Annotated in this window: 14 protein-coding genes; 3 read left to right on the top strand and 11 right to left on the bottom strand. The window is 72.7% G+C overall.

Annotated features, from left to right (window positions below; genetic code table 11):
• The first annotated feature begins 625 nt into the window (after window positions 1–625).
• Window positions 626–1,630, top strand: coding sequence for a tryptophan--tRNA ligase (trpS, locus tag ACFWI4_RS36445; RefSeq protein WP_387205353.1), 1,005 nt, complete (start codon window positions 626–628; stop codon window positions 1,628–1,630).
• A gap of 71 nt (window positions 1,631–1,701) precedes the next feature.
• On the opposite strand, the gene proC is transcribed toward trpS, so the two are convergent.
• The 6 genes from proC to ACFWI4_RS36475 form a co-directional block, all read right to left on the bottom strand.
• Entirely contained in the window at window positions 1,702–2,511 is an 810-nt protein-coding gene (gene proC, locus ACFWI4_RS36450) for a pyrroline-5-carboxylate reductase (protein WP_326786285.1), read from the bottom strand.
• Window positions 2,512–2,701: 190 nt separating this feature from the next.
• Window positions 2,702–3,535, bottom strand: coding sequence for an ABC transporter permease (locus tag ACFWI4_RS36455; protein ID WP_387205356.1), 834 nt, complete (start codon window positions 3,533–3,535; stop codon window positions 2,702–2,704).
• Complete coding sequence (locus tag ACFWI4_RS36460) at window positions 3,532–4,398, bottom strand: ABC transporter ATP-binding protein (protein ID WP_387205358.1); 867 nt, start codon at window positions 4,396–4,398, stop codon at window positions 3,532–3,534. Before ACFWI4_RS36460 ends, ACFWI4_RS36455 begins: the two co-directional genes overlap by 4 nt.
• A 187-nt stretch (window positions 4,399–4,585) precedes the next feature.
• Window positions 4,586–5,467, bottom strand: a complete 882-nt coding sequence (locus tag ACFWI4_RS36465; RefSeq protein WP_387205360.1) for a class I SAM-dependent methyltransferase — start codon at window positions 5,465–5,467, stop codon at window positions 4,586–4,588.
• 141 nt (window positions 5,468–5,608) lie between these two features.
• Window positions 5,609–6,106: an EamA/RhaT family transporter gene (locus ACFWI4_RS36470; RefSeq protein WP_387205362.1), complete on the bottom strand. Its 498-nt coding sequence runs from the start codon at window positions 6,104–6,106 to the stop codon at window positions 5,609–5,611.
• A 65-nt stretch (window positions 6,107–6,171) separates the two neighbouring features.
• Entirely contained in the window at window positions 6,172–6,492 is a 321-nt protein-coding gene (locus tag ACFWI4_RS36475; RefSeq protein ID WP_387205364.1) for a peptidase, read from the bottom strand.
• A gap of 134 nt (window positions 6,493–6,626) precedes the next feature.
• Here ACFWI4_RS36475 and ACFWI4_RS36480 point away from each other — a divergent pair, with 134 nt between their 5' ends.
• On the top strand, window positions 6,627–8,795 hold the full coding sequence (locus tag ACFWI4_RS36480) for a serine/threonine-protein kinase (RefSeq protein ID WP_387205366.1): 2,169 nt from the start codon (window positions 6,627–6,629) through the stop codon (window positions 8,793–8,795).
• Between the two features lie 74 nt (window positions 8,796–8,869).
• Here ACFWI4_RS36480 and ilvD read toward each other — a convergent pair whose 3' ends face one another.
• The 4 genes from ilvD to ACFWI4_RS36500 all read right to left on the bottom strand — a co-directional run bounded on the left by ilvD (window position 8,870) and on the right by ACFWI4_RS36500 (window position 13,615).
• Complete coding sequence (gene ilvD / locus ACFWI4_RS36485; RefSeq protein WP_387205368.1) at window positions 8,870–10,723, bottom strand: dihydroxy-acid dehydratase; 1,854 nt, start codon at window positions 10,721–10,723, stop codon at window positions 8,870–8,872.
• 251 nt (window positions 10,724–10,974) lie between these two features.
• Window positions 10,975–11,592 carry a TetR family transcriptional regulator gene (locus ACFWI4_RS36490; RefSeq protein WP_385398803.1) on the bottom strand — a complete coding sequence of 206 codons (618 nt, stop codon included), beginning with the start codon at window positions 11,590–11,592 and terminating at the stop codon, window positions 10,975–10,977.
• Window positions 11,589–12,413 carry a sugar phosphate isomerase/epimerase family protein gene (locus ACFWI4_RS36495; RefSeq protein WP_385398801.1) on the bottom strand — a complete coding sequence of 275 codons (825 nt, stop codon included), beginning with the start codon at window positions 12,411–12,413 and terminating at the stop codon, window positions 11,589–11,591. The genes ACFWI4_RS36490 and ACFWI4_RS36495 overlap by 4 nt, the downstream gene beginning before the upstream one ends.
• A gap of 269 nt (window positions 12,414–12,682) precedes the next feature.
• A complete protein-coding gene (locus tag ACFWI4_RS36500; RefSeq protein ID WP_385398799.1) occupies window positions 12,683–13,615 on the bottom strand; it encodes a Ppx/GppA family phosphatase in 933 nt (310 codons plus the stop codon).
• Between the two features lie 125 nt (window positions 13,616–13,740).
• Here ACFWI4_RS36500 and ACFWI4_RS36505 point away from each other — a divergent pair, with 125 nt between their 5' ends.
• The gene (locus tag ACFWI4_RS36505) at window positions 13,741–14,580 is read left to right on the top strand and encodes a hypothetical protein (protein WP_387205371.1); all 840 of its coding nucleotides are present in this window, start codon (window positions 13,741–13,743) and stop codon (window positions 14,578–14,580) included.
• Between the two features lie 57 nt (window positions 14,581–14,637).
• Here ACFWI4_RS36505 and ACFWI4_RS36510 read toward each other — a convergent pair whose 3' ends face one another.
• On the bottom strand, window positions 14,638–16,434 hold the full coding sequence (locus ACFWI4_RS36510) for a hypothetical protein (RefSeq protein WP_387205373.1): 1,797 nt from the start codon (window positions 16,432–16,434) through the stop codon (window positions 14,638–14,640).
• Window positions 16,435–16,565 lie beyond the last annotated feature (131 nt).

Consider the following 16,565-nt stretch of genomic DNA (forward strand, 5'->3'; position numbering starts at 1 on the left):
CTTTGTACTCACCCTCTCGGGCTTTCCTCCGGGCGCTTCCCTTCGGTCTTGCGTTTCCGACTCTATCAGACCGTTTCCGTATCCGATTTCCTCGGTGCTTTCCAGGTTTCCGCTTTCGCGTTTCCCTTTCCGGCGAGTCCGACTCTATCAGATCCTTTCGGGCCTGACTCCCAGTCAGCGGGGCTTGTCATCTCGGCTGTTGGGCCGTTCCGACGAGTGAGACATTAGCGGATTCCGGACCCCCGAGCTAATCGGGGTCGCGCTCTTTCGAACGCGGAATCCTCATTTCGCAAACATGCATGAAAACGAGCCGACGACGAGTCGTCGATCGTTGAATGCTGGTGCGGAATGGCTGTCCGGGGACCGACCGGAGTCGGCGCTCACGTCGGACAACTCGGAGAACACTACGGATGGGCCCGGGTCGTGTCAACCGAGGTCCGGGCGGTCCACCCGAGGCGTACGCTGACGTCCATGACTACGCGTACGTGCACCCAGCAGTGGTGGGCCGCCTGACGGCGGCCGTACACACGTATGTACTCAACGGCCGCCGCCTCGGCGGCCGTTCTTGTTTCCCTCCTGGGGAGCCGGCCGGCGGGCGCGGCGGCCTCGACCAGGAGGTTGAGAGATGACGCGGATCTTCAGCGGGGTCAAGCCGACCGGGCATCTGACGCTGGGGAACTACCTGGGTGCCGTGCGCCGCTGGGCGGAGACCGACCAGCACCGGGCCGAGGCCCTGTTCTGCATCGTCGATCTGCACGCGCTGACCGTGGACCACGATCCGGGGCGGGTCCGCAGGCTCAGCAGGCAGGCGGCGACCCTGCTGCTGGCCTCGGGGCTCGATCCCGAGCTGTGCACCGTGTTCGTACAGAGTCATGTGGACGAGCACGCCCGGCTGTCGTACCTGCTGGAGTGCGTCGCGACCGACGGCGAGATGCGGCGGATGATCCAGTACAAGGAGAAGGCCGCGCAGGAGCGGAAACGCGGCGGGAGCGTGCGGCTGTCGCTGCTGACGTATCCCGTGCTGATGGCGGCCGACATCCTGGCGTACGGCACCGACGAGGTGCCGGTCGGCGACGACCAGACCCAGCACGTCGAGCTGACCCGGGATCTGGCGGTGCGGTTCAACCAGCGCTACGGACACACCTTCGTGGTGCCCCGGGCGACCCGGCCGGCGATCGCTGCCCGGGTCATGAACCTTCAGGAGCCGACGTCGAAGATGGGCAAGAGCGACGACGTCGGACCCGGTGTCGTCTATCTGCTCGACGAGCCCGACGTCGTACGGAAGAAGATCATGCGCGCGGTGACGGACAGCGGGCAGGAGGTCGCGTACGACCCGGAGGAGCGGCCCGGGGTCTCGAATCTGCTGGAGATCCTCGCCGCGTGCGAGGGCGGGGACCCGGAAACGCTCAGCGGTGGGTACACCTCGTACGGCGCTCTGAAGAAGGACACAGCCGACGCCGTGGTCGAACTGCTCAGGCCCCTGCAGGAGCGGCATCAGCGGTTGTGCGCCGATCCCTCGTACGTGGAGGCGGTGCTGCGGGACGGGGCACGGCGGGCCAGGGAGATGGCGCGGCCGACGGTGGACTCGGCGTACGAGGCCATCGGCCTGCTGGCGCCGACGGCCGGATGAACCGGACCAGGCCCCCGGGCGCCGAGGGCTGCTCGGTGCGCGGGGGCCGGTCGGAGCCGGTGGTGCGCGGGTCAGCTGTTGCCGGAGGCGAGTTCGCGGCTGCGGTCGCGGGCCGCTTCCAGCGCGGCGATGAGCGCGGCGCGTACGCCGTGGTTCTCCAGCTCGCGGATCGCGTTGATCGTGGTGCCCGCGGGAGAGGTGACGTTCTCGCGGAGCTTGACCGGGTGCTCGCCGCTGTCGCGGAGCATCACGGCGGCGCCGATCGCGGACTGGACGATCAGGTCGTGCGCCTTGTCCCGGGGGAGGCCGAGCAGGATGCCCGCGTCCGTCATGGCCTCGACCAGGTAGAAGAAGTACGCGGGTCCCGAACCGGAGAGCGCGGTGCAGGCGTCCTGCTGCGACTCGGGGACCAGGAGGGTCTTACCGACGGCGCCGAAGACCTCCTCCGCGTACGCCACGTGCTCGGCGGTGGCGTGGCTGCCCGCGGAGATGACGGACATGGCCTCGTCCACGAGGGCGGGGGTGTTCGTCATGACGCGGACGACGGGCGTGCCCGGGGCCAGCCGCTCCTCGAAGAAGGAGGTCGGGATGCCCGCAGCGCCGCTGATGATCAGGCGGTCCGCGGGGATGTGGGGGGCGAGTTCGTCCAGGAGGGCGCCCATGTCCTGGGGCTTGACCGTGAGGATCAGGGTGTCGGCGGTCTTCGCCGCCTCGGCGTTGCCGACCGGGGTGACGCCGTGCCGTTCCTGGAGTTCCCTGGCCCGCTCCGGCCGGCGGGCGGTGACCAGGAGGTCGGTGGGGGCCCAGCCGGCTCGGATCATTCCGCTGAGCAGGGCTTCGCCGATCTTGCCGGTGCCGAGGACTGCGACTTTCTGAGGCATGGTGCGGGTGCCCTCCGGGAGTTGGGTCGTCCGGGTTCATCCTCCCACCGGGATCATGGGGGCGGGCGGGATGTCCGGTGGGCGGACGGGGCCTGGCCGCCCACCGTCCGCCCATCGTCCGCCCCGCCCGCCCACGACCGTGGGCCGCCGCGGCGCACTGCGGCGTGGGCCGCCGCGGCGCACCGGCGTACTACGGCGTCCGGCGTCGCAGGGTCGCCGCTCCGAGCCCCAGGACCAGGAGCGCGCTCCCGGCGACGATCAGTACGTCCCGTACGAAGATGGCGGTCATGTCGGTGTGCCTGAGGACCTCGTTCATGGCGTCGACCGCGTACGACATCGGGAGGACGTCGGAGATCGCCTCCAGTACGGGGTGCATGTCGGAGCGCGGGGTGAACAGGCCGCACAGCAGGAGCTGCGGGAAGATCACCGCCGGCATGAACTGGACGGCCTGGAACTCCGAGGCGGCGAACGCCGAGACGAAGAGGCCGAGGGCCGTTCCGAGGAGGGCGTCGAGGAGGGCCACCAGCAGCAGGAGCCAGGGGGAGCCGGTGACGTCCAGGCCGAGGACCCAGACCGCGAGTCCGGTGGCCAGGGTCGACTGGATGATCGCGAGCGCGCCGAAGGCGAGGGCGTAGCCGGCGATCAGGTCGCCCTTGCCCATGGGCATGGCGAGGAGGCGTTCGAGGGTGCCGGACGTGCGCTCGCGCAGGGTCGCGATCGAGGTCACCAGGAACATCGTGATCAGCGGGAAGATCCCGAGCAGGGACGCGCCGATGGAGTCGAAGGTGCCGGGGCTGCCGTCGAAGACGTAGCGGAGCAGGACGAGCATCACGCAGGGGACGAGGATCATCAGCGCGATGGTGCGCGGGTCGTGCCGGAGCTGGCGCAGGGCGCGGGCCGCGGTGGCCGTCGTACGGGAGAGGTTGAGCGCGCTCGGGCGGGCGGCCTGGGCCGGCCTTCCCGGGGTGGCGTGCGGCTCGGGTGCGGCGGGCGGAGTGGGGCTGGTGGCCGCGGTGGAACTCATCGTGCGGTCTCCTCGCGGGAGTCGGGGCCGGGGACCGGGGCGTTCGCTTCCGTGGCCGGCGCGGGCTGCCGGGCGGCGGCGACCGCCTCGTCCACGAGGTGCAGGAACGCGGCTTCGACGGTGTCCGAGCCGGTCCGTTCGCGCAGGGCGTCGGGGGTGTCGTCGGCGAGGATCCCGCCCTCGCGCATCAGCAGGAGCCGGTGGCAGCGCTCGGCCTCGTCCATGACGTGGGAGGAGACGAGCAGGGTCGTGCCGCGCTCCTGCGCGATGGAGTGGAACAGGCTCCACAGGTCGCGGCGCAGGACGGGGTCGAGGCCGACGGTGGGTTCGTCGAGGACGAGGAGTTCCGGGGCCCCGAGGAGGGCGACGGCGAGCGAGACGCGGCTGCGCTGGCCGCCGGAGAGGTTGCCGGCGAGGGAGTCGGCGTGGGAGGTGAGGTCGACGTCGGCGATGACGCGGGTGACGTCCGCGTGACGGCGTTCGGCGGCGGCCCGGCCCGGGTCGAGGATCGCGGCGAAGTAGTCGAGGTTCTGGCGGACACTCAGGTCGTCGTAGACGGAGGGCGCCTGGGTGACGTAGCCGATGCGGGAGCGCAGGGCGGCGTCGCCCGCGGGGAGGCCGAGGACTTCGAGGGTGCCGCCGACCTTGGCCTGGGTGCCGACGGTCGCGCGCATCAGCGTGGACTTTCCGCAGCCGGAGGGGCCGAGCAGGCCGGTGATCTGGCCGCGGGGGACGGTGAAGTCGAGTCCGTGCAGGACGGTGCGGGTGCCGCGGACGACCGTGAGGCCTTCGGCGCGGACGGCGGGCGGGGAAAGGGACACGGGTGTTCCTGTGGGGTCGGGCGGACGCGGACGAATAATCATCGCGTGATGAATATTCCTCTCGCGGGATACGCGGGTCAAGGGCCGCGCGGTACCGGGGCGGGGGCCGAACGGCGGGGGCCGCCGGGCGTGATCACGTACGGGTTCACGCCCGGGATCGCGGGCTGAATCACGTACGGGATCACGGGCGGGATCCCGGGCGTGATCAGGCCCGGATTCACGGCCGGGATCACGGGCGGATCGCCACCAGCAGTTCCACGACGTAGGTCTCCTCCAGGAACCCTTCCGGGAAGGCCTGGAGGAGGTGGTTCCGTTCCTCGGCGAAGAACGGTGCGGTGGCCTCCTCGTCGAGGATCAGGAACTGCGAGTGGCTGCCGATGTTGGCGAGACGGGTGTCGACCGGGACGCTCCGGCTCCAGCGGACCCGGCGGTGCTCGAAGGAGAGGGTGCCGCTGGGGTCGGCGGCGAGCGAGTGCGCGGGGCGGGCGCCACCGGGACTCCTCTCCGTCCTCATGTCCTTCTCGTCCTTCTCGTCCTTCTCCGCCTTCTCCGCCTTCTCGTCCAGGCCGAGGAAACGCCCTGCGCGCCGGGCCGCCGCCTCGATCCACGGCACGTCGAGCGCCTCGGTGTTCCACCAGAGGGCGAGGGCCCCGCCGGGACGCAGCACGCGCAGGGCCTCCGGCACCGAGCGGCGCGGTTCGGTCCAGTGCCAGGACTGGGCGTAGGTGAGGAGGTCCATGGAGGCGGTCGCGAGGGGCAGGGCGTCGCCGCTGCCCCGGACGATCGGGATGCGGGGGTGGACGCGGCGGAACTCGGCGGCCATGCCCGGGCCGGGCTCCACGGCGAGGACGTCGGCGCCGCGGCCGTGCAGGAGCCCGGTGGAGATGCCGGTGCCGGCGCCCACGTCGGCGGCCCTGATCCCGCTCAGGGACCGGCCCGCGAGTGCTTCGACGGCGTCGAGGAGGGCGGGCGGGTACGAGGGACGGTTGGCGGCGTACTGCGCCGCGACGGCGTCGAAGGAACGGGCCCGTGCGGCGTACCGGTCGGCTCCGGAAGGAGCGGAGGGGGTGCCGGGGGTGGTGCCGTGAGAGGGCGACGAGGAAGGCGTCATGGGGTCATGATCGCGGGCGGTGGGGGGCCGGGACAGGGGGTTTTCTGCCGCGGCGGACGGGGGGTGGCGAGCGGCGGTAGGGGGTGGCGAGCGGCGGTCGGCCCGGGTCAGCCCCGGCCCGGGATCGTCACCCGGCCCTGGTCAGGCGCGGCGGCGGCGCTTCGCGGGGTTGCCGGCGCGGCGCGTGGTGCGGCGGATGTACTGCTCCTTCGCCGTCTCGTACTCCTCGCGATGGAGCTTCTCCCCCGGGGCCTCGAAGAAGGAGCGGAGGGAGTAGGCGAGGAGGGAGCCGACGAAACCGATCGTGAGGAGACCGCGCAGCTTGGCCCTGCGTTCGGGATCGGGACGCTTGGAGAAGGACTCCCAGGTGTGGCCGAAGGCGAGCGCGGTGCACACCGCGAACATCACCACGACCATGACGGTCACGAGGGTGCCCACGTTCCCGATGGTCAGGCCCTGGTAGGCGAAGCGGAGCACGAAGCAGGAGGCCACCGCCGCGAGCGGCGAGCCGACGGCCACGCCGATCCGGCGGGCGGTGTAGCCGCCGTCGTGCTCCACCCAGGTCGTCCCGAAGAACCGCAGGGGCTCGGGCTGGGGCCCCGCGGGAGTGCCGGTTCCGGTGCTGGTCTCGTCGCTCACCCGACGATTATCGCCCGGCCTGGAGCCCGGCCCGCCGCCGCGGGTGCCCGGGGCTCAGGGAGTGGTCAGGAACACTTGGCGGCGACGTAGCCGTCGCTGCCGGTCTGGACGTAGGCGTCGGAGACGAACTGGCCGTTGGCGATGTTGTCCCAGATGGTCGAGGTCCCGTACGGGCCGGTGACGGACTCTCCCTGGCACTGGCAGCGGATGGGGATGCTCGATCCGGCCGACAGCGTGCGGACGACCGGGTAGTGGGTGCCGGGGCCGCTGCGCACGTTGACGTTGTGCCCCGGCGCGAGCGGATAGGTGCGGATCGTCGCGGCGGCGAGCGGTTCCGCTTCCGCGGTCTCCGCCGAGTCCGTGATGACGACGTCTTCCCTGGCCATGTCGATCTCCCCCGTGGATGGATTCGCGCCAGAAACGCGGCGCGCGCCGAGGCTAGCAAGCCGCCGGGGTTTCGTACGAAGGATCGACTAGGCTCTGCGCGTCGCGCATGCGGTCGATCCCACGGGGGTGAGTGATGCCGCCACAGCGCAGCACCGGTACGGACTCGGAAGCGGAACATCCGCGCTACGCCGGGCAGTACCTGCTGGAGGCGAGACTGGGCTCCGGTGGCATGGGAATCGTGCATCTGGCGCGTTCCGCCTCCGGGTTGCGGCTGGCCGTCAAGGTCGTACACGCCGAGTTCTCTCAGGACCCCGAGTTCCGGGGGCGGTTCCGTCAGGAGGTCGCGGCCGCGCGCCGGGTCAGCGGTGCCTTCACCGCGCCCGTGGTGGACGCCGACCCGGACGCCGAACACCCGTGGATGGCAACGCTGTTCATCCCGGGGCCGACCCTCGCCGAACACGTGAAGCGGAGCGGCGCGCTGCCCACGGACCGGCTGCGCCATCTGATGGCCGGGCTCGCCGAGGCCCTGCGGGACATTCACCGGGCCGGGGTCGTGCACCGCGACCTCAAGCCCAGCAACGTCCTGCTGGCGGACGACGGACCGAAGGTCATCGACTTCGGCATCTCGCGCCCCGCCGACAGTGAACTGCGTACGGAGACGGGCAAGTTGATCGGCACGCCGCCGTTCATGGCGCCGGAGCAGTTCAGCAGGCCGCGGCACGTGGGACCGGCGGCGGACGTGTTCGCCCTCGGGTCGGTGATCGTGCACGCGGCCACCGGGAGCGGGCCCTTCGACTCGGACAGCCCCTATCTGGTCGCCTACCAAGTCGTGCACGACGAGCCCGACTTGACCGGCGTGCCGGAGGAACTGCTCGACCTGGTCTCCCGCTGCCTCGCCAAGGAGCCCGAGGACCGGCCCACCCCGGACGAGCTGATGACCGCGCTGCGCTCGGTCTCGGCCTCGTACGAGACCCGTGCCTTCATCCCCGAACAGCGCACCGGGGAAAGGGATTCGGCGCCTCCCGCGCGGAAGGCGGTCCCGCGGCCACGGCACGAGCGCCCGGAGGGCTCGGAGGATCTCACCCACGCGGCCGCCGGGAAGCGGGACGGCCGGCGGCGACGGCGGCTGTTCGCCGCTCTCGCCGTGGCGGGACTCGTCGTCGCCGTCGTCGCGGCCGGCGCCTTGACGCGGTTCGGCGGGACGAAGGCCCCGGTGGCGGAGAAGCGTGTGGCGCAGCCGTCGAAGAGCGACGGCTTCGCACCGTGGGAGGTGAACCCGGCCGCGGCCGGTACGAAGGCCACGGGCCAGCCTCGCTGCGCGTACGACGCGCACCGGCTGTACTGCGTGCGGCCCGGCACGCTGGCCGTGGCCGTCGACGCCACGAACGGCAGGGTGCTGTGGTCACGGCCGGACCCTGGAGCGCGAAGCGCCGACGTACCGCCCGCGCCGGTTCTGTCGGGCGGGCTGCTCCATGTCCTCGGCCGGGGCGGGCACCGGCTGACGGCGCTGGATCCGGCCACGGGAAAGACCCGCTGGGACCGTGACACCACCCGCTACGAGGGCGGGATCGCCCACGCCGGTGCCGTCGTCCTGCTCACCGGTCGCGACGCACGGGTCACGGCGCTCGACGCGGCGACCGGACGGACGCTGTGGCAGCACACCCTCGCGGGGGTGGCGTCGCCGAGGTTCGCCGCGTACGGGGACGGGCTCGCGTACGCCGTCTCGCCGGCCGGGAGCCGGACCCGGGTGGTCGCGGTCGATCCCGGGACCGGCGCCGTGCGGTGGCGACGGGATCTGGACCACGGACTGAATCTCGTGCAGGCCCGGGCCGGGGTGCTCTGGTTCACCGCCACGGACGACCAGCAGTACACCGAAGCCGTCGTGCGCTACGACGTCGCCGGCCGGACGACCCGACGCGTCAAGCTGCCCGTGGCGCTCCCCGGAGTGCAAGCGGCCGTGAGCGGGGACACGGCGTACCTGCTGGCCGACGGCGGAACGCTGGTGGCAGTGAGCGCCCGGACCTCGGCGCAGCTGTGGCGGCTGGAGACGTCCGTCAGCTGGTCGTCGGCTCCCGTGCTGGCCGGCGGCCGGCTGTATCTGAGCGCCTTGGACGGGCGGCTCCTCGCGGTCGACACCGCACGTGGCGTGCTGCTCGGCCAGACCAAGGCGCGCCTGGGCGGAAGCCGGGGTTCGCTGGCCGACGTGCTCCCGGCCCCCCTCACCACCGGCACCCACGTCTACGCCACCGCCCCCGACGGCACCCTCTTCGCGGTCGACGGGCGGGATCCCTCGGGGTGGTGAGACGTGAAGGGGGCCGCCCCGGCTGGGACGGCCCCCTTCAACGCAGTCTCGGCGGCCCGGCGGGGCCGGGCGGGCTAGCCCAGCTTCGAGACGTCCCGCACCGCGCCCTTGTCCGCGCTCGTCGCCATCGCCGCGTAGGCGCGAAGGGCGGCCGAGACCTTGCGCTCGCGGTTCGCGGGGGCGTAGACGCCGTTCAGGGCCTCGCGGCGGGTCGCCAACTCCTCGTCGGTCACGAGCAGTTCGATGGAGCGGTTGGGGATGTCGATGCGGATGCGGTCGCCGTCGCGGACGAGCGCGATGGTGCCGCCGGACGCGGCCTCCGGGGAGGCGTGGCCGATCGACAGGCCCGAAGTGCCGCCGGAGAAGCGGCCGTCGGTGATCAGGGCGCAGGTCTTGCCGAGGCCGCGGCCCTTGAGGAAGGACGTCGGGTAGAGCATCTCCTGCATGCCGGGGCCGCCCTTGGGGCCCTCGTAGCGGATGACGACGACGTCGCCGTGCGTGATCTGCTTCTTGAGGATCTTGTCGACGGCCTCGTCCTGCGACTCGCAGACGACCGCCGGGCCCTCGAAGGTCCAGATGGACTCGTCCACGCCGGCCGTCTTCACGACGCAGCCGTCGACGGCGAGGTTGCCCTTGAGGACCGCCAGGCCGCCGTCCTTGGAGTAGGCGTGCTCGGCGGAGCGGATGCAGCCGCCCTCGGCGTCCTGGTCGAGCGCCTCCCAGCGCTCGGACTGGGAGAAGGCCTCGGAGGAGCGGACGCCGCCGGGGGCCGCGTACCACAGCTCGATCGCCTCGGGGGACGGGGAACCGGCGCGCACGTCCCAGGTCTTCAGCCAGTCCGACAGGGACGGGCTGTGGACGGAGTGGACGTCCTCGTTGAGCAGGCCCGCGCGGTGCAGTTCGCCGAGGAGGGCCGGGATGCCGCCGGCGCGGTGCACGTCCTCCATGTAGTACGTGCGGTCCTTGGCGACGTTCGGGGCGACCTTGGCGAGGCACGGCACCCGGCGCGAGACCTCGTTGATCTCGTCCAGGCCGAAGGGGACGCCCGCCTCCTGGGCGGCGGCCAGCAGGTGCAGGATCGTGTTGGTGGAGCCGCCCATGGCGATGTCGAGGGCCATGGCGTTCTCGAAGGCCGCGTGGGTGGCGATGTTGCGCGGCAGGACGGACTCGTCGTCCTGGTCGTAGTAGCGGCGCGTGATCTCGACGACCGTGCGGGCCGCGTCCTCGTACAGGCCCTTGCGGGCGGTGTGCGTGGCGAGGACCGAGCCGTTGCCGGGCAGGCTCAGGCCGATGGCCTCGGTCAGGCAGTTCATCGAGTTGGCGGTGAACATGCCGGAACAGGAGCCGCAGGTCGGACAGGCGTTCTCCTCGATACGGAGGATGTCCTCGTCCGAGATCTTGTCGTTCACGGCGTCGGAGATCGCGTCGACGAGGTCGAGGGTGCGGACCGTGCCGTCGACCAGGGTGGCGCGGCCGGACTCCATCGGGCCGCCGGAGACGAAGACCGTCGGGATGTTCAGGCGCAGGGCGGCCATGAGCATGCCCGGCGTGATCTTGTCGCAGTTCGAGATGCAGATCAGGGCGTCGGCGCAGTGGGCCTCCACCATGTACTCGACCGAGTCCGCGATCAGGTCGCGGGAGGGCAGGGAGTACAGCATGCCGCCGTGGCCCATCGCGATGCCGTCGTCGACGGCGATCGTGTTGAACTCGCGGGCGATGCCGCCGGCGGCCGTGATGGCCTCGCTGACGATCCGGCCGACGGGCTGGAGGTGGGTGTGACCGGGCACGAACTCCGTGAAGGAGTTGGCGACCGCGATGATCGGCTTCCGTCCGATGTCCGCGCCGGGTACACCGGAGGCGCGCATAAGGGCGCGTGCGCCCGCCATGTTGCGGCCGTGGGTGACTGTGCGGGACCTCAGCTCGGGCATCGTCGCTCGCTCCTTCGGAGAGTTAAATCTGAAGTCGAGCGTACGCCGGTGCTCCAGGATCCGGACAGGGCGTCCGCATCCCGGAACACACGTCTCGCCCAGCGGCTGTCCGCGCACGGCGTCCGCGCAGGTCGGCGGGGTGCACCGGGGAACCACGGCGCCGCTCGCTCATGGGTTCGGCGGGTGCCGCGCGGGCTCGCCGGGTGCGCCGCTCGGGTTCGGAGTGTGCGCCGCGCGGGTTCGGCGGAGCCTCAGGGGTTCGTCAGGTGGCCCTGGACCACGGGTGCCACCCTGGCCACGATGCGTTCCAGGTCCACCGAGGCCAGCGGCTCGACCTTGATCACGTAGCGCAGCATCGCGACGCCGACCAGCTGGGCCGCCGCGAGTTCCGCGCGCAGCTCGGCGTCCGGGGCGTCCAGCCGGCCCGCGACGCGGCGCAGCAGCTGGGCGGCGACGAGCCGGCGGAAGACGGCGGCCGCGGTGTCGTTGTTCACCGCGGAACGGACGATCGCCAGCAGCGGGGTGCGGCTCCTGGGGTTCTCCCAGATGCCGAGGACGAAGCGGGTCAGACGTTCGCCGACGTCGTCGAGCGGACCGTCGACGATCTTCTCGGGCGCGTCGAGCGCGGGGGCGAAGGCGACCTCGATGGCCGCCTCGAAGACCCGCTCCTTGGTGCCGAAGTAGTGGTGCACGAGGGCCGGGTCCACGCCGGCGGACTTGGCGATGCCGCGGATGGACGTCTTCTCGTAGCCGCGCTCGGAGAACTCCTCGCGGGCCGCCTCCAGGATGCGGTCGCGGGTGGCGGGGCCCGCCTCCGTCTGGGTACGGGTGGGGCGTCCCCGGCCGCGGCGGGGGGCGGCGTCCGTCATCCGCGGGGGACCTTCACGGCCGAGGCGAGGTGGAGCCGGGTGTAGGCGAGGGCCTCGGCGAGGTCGGCCTCGCGCTCCGCGCTGGACATCGCCCGGCGGGTGTTGACCTCGATGACGACGTGGCCGTCGAAGCCGGAGAGCGCGAGGCGGTCCAGGAGTTCGGCGCAGGGCTGGGTGCCGCGGCCCGGGACCAGGTGCTCGTCCTTGTTGGAGCCGTTGCCGTCGGCGAGGTGGACGTGTCCGAGGCGGTCGCCCATGCGGTCGATCATCTGGAGGGCGTCGGTGCGGGCGGTCGCGGTGTGGCTGAGGTCGATCGTGAAGTGGCGGTAGTCGTCCTTCGTCACGTCCCAGTCGGGGGCGTACGCGAGCATCTCGCGGTCGCGGTAGCGCCAGGGGTACATGTTCTCGACGGCGAACCGTACGTCCGTCTCGTCGGCCATGCGCCAGATCCCGGAGACGAAGTCACGGGCGTACTGGCGCTGCCAGCGGAACGGGGGGTGGACCACGACGGTGCTCGCGCCGAGCTTCTCGGCGGCGGCCTTCGCGCGCTGGAGCTTGGTCCAGGGGTCGGTGGACCAGACGCGCTGGGTGATCAGCAGGCAGGGCGCGTGAACCGCGAGGATCGGTACGCGGTGGTAGTCGCTGAGGCGGCGCAGTGCGTCGATGTCCTGGCTGACGGGGTCGGTCCACACCATGACCTCGACGCCGTCGTACCCGAGGCGTGCGGCGATCTCGAAGGCCGTCGCGGTCGACTCCGGGTAGACGGAGGCCGTGGACAGGGCGACCTTCGCATCCGGGATGCGCACCACTGGTTCTGCCACGAGGGACAGCGTACGGGGTGCATCAGGGGGGTGACCGGGGCGCCCACTCGCCGTGGGGGGCGGGGGGTGTGGGCGGCTTTCCCTTGTAGGGGGCTGAGCGCGCCGTTCCCCGCGCCCCCTTCGGGGCGGCTGGGCCCACGGGCGTTCCAAGGGGCCCAGGGGCGGGGCGCCCACTCGCCGTGGGGGGCAGGGGGTGTGGGCGGCTTTCCCTTGCGGGGGGCTGAGCGCGCCGTTCCCCGCGCCCCTTTCGGGGGCGACTGGGCCCTGACCTACTCCGATTCCATCTGGTCCAGGCGGCGGAGGATTACTCCCTCTCGTAGGGCCCAGGGGCAGATTTCCAGGGTTTCCACGCCGAAGAGGTCCATCGCGGCCTCGGCGACCAGGGCGCCGGCGAGGAGCTGGCCGGAGCGGCCCGGGGAGACGCCCGGGAGCGCGGCCCGCTCGTCGGCCGTCATGGACGCGAGGCGGGGGACCCAGTCCTCCAGGGAGCGGCGCTTGAGCTCGCGCTGGACGTACAGGCCGTCGGTGGAGCGGGCCGCGCCGGCGATCCGGGCGAGCTGCTTGAAGGTCTTGGAGGTGGCGACCACATGGTCCGGTGCGCCGAACCGGGCGAACTCCCCGACCGTCCGGGCGATCTGGGCCCGCACGTGCCGGCGCAGCGCCCGCACGGCCGCCGGGTCCGCCGGGTCGGTGGGCAGCCAGCCCGCGGTGAGCCGGCCTGCGCCGAGCGGCAGCGACACGGCCGCGTCCGGCTCCTCGTCCATGCCGTACGCGATCTCCAGGGAGCCGCCGCCGATGTCGAGGACGAGCAGCTTGCCCGCGGACCAGCCGAACCAGCGGCGGGCCGCCAGGAAGGTGAGCCGTGCCTCCTCGGCGCCGGTGAGGACCTGGAGCTCGACGTCGGTCTCGGCCTGGACCCGGGCGAGGACCTCGTCGGCGTTGCGCGCCTCGCGCACGGCGGAGGTGGCGAACGGCAGCAGGGCCTCGACGCCCTTGTCCTCGGCGGCCTCCAGGGCGTCGTGGACCGTCTCGATGAGTTTGTCGATGCCGTCGGGGCCGATCGCCCCGCTCTCGTCGAGCAGTTGGGCGAGCCGCAGTTCGGCCTTGTGCGAGTGCGCGGGAAGCGGGCGGGCACCGGGGTGGGCGTCGACCACCAGCAGATGCACCGTGTTCGAACCCACGTCGAGGACACCGAGTCTCATGTACGGAACGCTACTGCCAGCAGGGCCGTTCCCGTGGGGCGGGGCGAAAGCCCACGTCGAACGGTGACCTGCCCGCCTCCGCCGGGGCGTCCCCGGAGGGGGCGGAAGCGACTTACCCTGGACGCGTGCCAAAGACGAAAAAGGCGAAGTCCGACAAATCGGCCACGGGCTCCGCGCAGGCGAAGGCCCCCAAGTCCAGGAAGCCCGTGAACAAGGGCGACGAGAAGGGACTCGACTTCGCCCGCGCGTGGGTGGAGTTCCCCGATCCCGCCGATGACGAGCAGGTCTTCCGCTGCGATCTGACCTGGCTGACCTCCCGGTGGAACTGCATCTTCGGGAGCGGCTGCCAGGGCATCCAGGCGGGCCGCGCCGACGACGGCTGCTGCACCCTCGGGGCCCACTTCTCCGACGAGGACGACGAGAAGCGCGTCGCCGGGCACGTGGCCCGGCTCACCCCGGAGATCTGGCAGCACCACGACGTGGGCGTGGAGACCGGCTGGGTGTCCAAGGACGAGGACGGCGACCGCCAGACCCGCCCGTACGAGGGGTCCTGCATCTTCCAGAACCGTCCCGGCTTCCCCGGCGGCGCGGGCTGCTCGCTGCACATCCTGGCCGTCAAGGAGGGACGCGAGCCCCTGGAGACCAAGCCGGACGTCTGCTGGCAGCTGCCCGTGCGGCGTACGTACGAGTGGATCGACCGGCCGGACGACACCCGGGTGCTCCAGGTCTCCATCGGCGAGTACGACCGCCGCGGCTGGGGTCCGGGCGGGCACGACCTGCACTGGTGGTGCACCTCGGCGACCTCGGCGCACGGTGCCGGCGAGCCGGTGTACGTCTCGTACCGGCCGGAGCTGATCGAGCTCATGGGCCAGGCGGGATACGACCGTCTGGTCCAGCTGTGCGAGGAGCGGCTGGCCTCGCAGCTGCCGCTGCTGGCGCCGCACCCCGCGGATCCCGTGGACTGATCCCGCGACGGGGAAGGCCCGGGTGCCGTGGTCCCGTACGGCGGCTGGGCCCGGGGTTCAGGGCCTGTCCGTCCCCGGGTCGCCGCCGTCGCCGGGCGGGGCCGAGGAGGTGCCCGGGTCCGGGGACGACGGGTCGGTGGCGGTGTCCGTCGGCGTCGGGTCGGGCGGGGTCGGCGACGGGTCCGGGCTGGGCGTCGCGGCCGGGCTGGAAACCCCTCCCGAGGGGGTCGGGGCGCTCGCGGAGGGATCCGGCCTCCCGCCGGGACGGGTCGGGCCCGCCTTCCCGTACCCGGTGATCGTGACCACCGCGCCCGCCGGGGCGACCGCCACCCGCGCCGTCCAGTGGCCCGCCGGCTCGCGCAGATGGTCGACGTACACCTTGACCGTGAGCGACGCGCCCGGGTCGAGCGTTCCCGAGGACTGGCTGAGGTAGAGCCAGGACACGCCCGTGCGCGCGGACCAGCGGACCGGGGAGCTGCCGGACGCGGTCAGCGTCACCAGGGTCGTGTCGCCGCTGGTCCGTGCCGCCACCGACAGATGTCCCGGGGTGGTCCCGCGGGCGCTGACGACCTCGACGGAGACGTCCGAGGCGCCGCCCTTGCCGAAGCCGGAGCCGGGTCCCGCGCTGGCGTTCCCCGCGTTCTCGTAGCCGCCCGTCTGCCCGCCGTTCAGGCCCTCGGAGTCCTGGGCCCCGCTGGTGCTGGCCGGGCGGCCGTCCACGCCCTCGCCGGTCAGGGGCGCGCCCCGGTACGCGGCCCACAGGGCGAGGACGGGGGCGGCGACGACGGTGGCGACGATGGTCGTCGTGACGGCACGCGCGCGCAGACGGTCTCTTCGGGCGGCGTGGTCCTTGGGGTCCATCGGGAAGCCGCGCCGGTCGAACCGGGGGGCGCTGCCCCGCGCGCGCGGGGAGTGCGCCATCGCCGTGTGAAGGGCCGCGTGCGGGGCCCGGAGCACGGGAAGCGCCGCGGGCGTCACGCTGGTGCCGGGCCAGGCGCCGGGGACCGCGCGTTCGGCGGTACGGCGGCAGCGCGGACAGTCGTCGACGTGCCGGACCAGCTCGGCGCGCAGGGTGGTGCTCAGGACGAGCAGGCTGTCGCCGGTGAGCCTGGCCACGCTGGGGCAGGCGCCGGTCTCCACGACGGCGAGCGCCGCGCGGGTGCGTTCGACCTCGCAGGCGGCGGAGGCGAGCAGCTCGCGGGCCACGGCCAGGTCCATGCCGAGGACGGCGGCGACCTCGTGGGCGGCGAGCTGGTGGCGCACCGCGAGTTCCAGCGCCTCGCGCTGTTCCGGGCTGGTGCCGGCGGCCTCGGGCCAGGCCAGCAGGCTCAGTTCGCGGCGCCGGTGGTCCTGGACCTCCTCGGACACGGGAACGGCGCTCAGCGCCTCGGCCGCGCGCCGGTCGGCGGCTGCCTTGAGCGCCCTGCCGGGGGCCGCCGCGTCACGGGACCCGCCCGGGGCTCCCGCGGGGCCGCTCCCCCGGGGTGCGGAGCGCCCGGTGGCGTGGGCCGCCTGCCGCTTGCGCCGGGCCTCGGTGAGCTTGCGCAGACAGGACCAGCGGGCGAGCGCGTAGAGCCAGGCCCTGCGGTCGCCGGCGGCCTCCGGGCCGCGCGGGCCGCGCCGCTCGGCGAGCGCGAGGGCGTCGCCGAGGGCGGCGGTGGCCGCGTCGTGGTCGCACAGCACGGACAGGCAGTAGGTGAACAGGCCGTCCAGATAGGGCTCGTAACGCGCGGGGGGACGCTCGACCAGCGTGCGCGGGGTCGCGCCGCGGGGCACGGCCGCCCGCTTGCGCGCGGTTCCGTGCGCCCGGTGTGCGCCGGTGGTGTGCGTTGAGGTCTCCGGACTGCTGCTCATCACCCGTGCGACCGTAGGTGCCCGGGGCCAGCGCCTTCCTCCCCCTTGAGCACATTTAATCCGTACGGGTGAAACGATCCCTCATAAGAGGACAGGAACCTCCGACCCCTGGCCTGGGCCGTCACCGGCCG

This window comes from Streptomyces sp. NPDC127038 (genome assembly GCF_042725875.1).
GTDB lineage: Bacteria > Actinomycetota > Actinomycetes > Streptomycetales > Streptomycetaceae > Streptomyces.

Excerpts from the sequence above, each read along its gene's own strand:
- trpS (WP_387205353.1), top strand. The coding sequence starts at position 626 with ATGACGCGGATCTTCAGCGGGGTCAAGCCGACCGGGCATCTGACGCTG.
- proC (WP_326786285.1), bottom strand. The coding sequence starts at position 2,511 with ATGCCTCAGAAAGTCGCAGTCCTCGGCACCGGCAAGATCGGCGAAGCC.
- ACFWI4_RS36455 (WP_387205356.1), bottom strand. The coding sequence starts at position 3,535 with ATGAGTTCCACCGCGGCCACCAGCCCCACTCCGCCCGCCGCACCCGAG.
- ACFWI4_RS36460 (WP_387205358.1), bottom strand. The coding sequence starts at position 4,398 with ATGATTATTCGTCCGCGTCCGCCCGACCCCACAGGAACACCCGTGTCC.
- ACFWI4_RS36465 (WP_387205360.1), bottom strand. The coding sequence starts at position 5,467 with ATGACGCCTTCCTCGTCGCCCTCTCACGGCACCACCCCCGGCACCCCC.
- ACFWI4_RS36475 (WP_387205364.1), bottom strand. The coding sequence starts at position 6,492 with ATGGCCAGGGAAGACGTCGTCATCACGGACTCGGCGGAGACCGCGGAA.
- ACFWI4_RS36480 (WP_387205366.1), top strand. The coding sequence starts at position 6,627 with ATGCCGCCACAGCGCAGCACCGGTACGGACTCGGAAGCGGAACATCCG.
- ilvD (WP_387205368.1), bottom strand. The coding sequence starts at position 10,723 with ATGCCCGAGCTGAGGTCCCGCACAGTCACCCACGGCCGCAACATGGCG.
- ACFWI4_RS36490 (WP_385398803.1), bottom strand. The coding sequence starts at position 11,592 with ATGACGGACGCCGCCCCCCGCCGCGGCCGGGGACGCCCCACCCGTACC.
- ACFWI4_RS36500 (WP_385398799.1), bottom strand. The coding sequence starts at position 13,615 with ATGAGACTCGGTGTCCTCGACGTGGGTTCGAACACGGTGCATCTGCTG.
- ACFWI4_RS36510 (WP_387205373.1), bottom strand. The coding sequence starts at position 16,434 with ATGAGCAGCAGTCCGGAGACCTCAACGCACACCACCGGCGCACACCGG.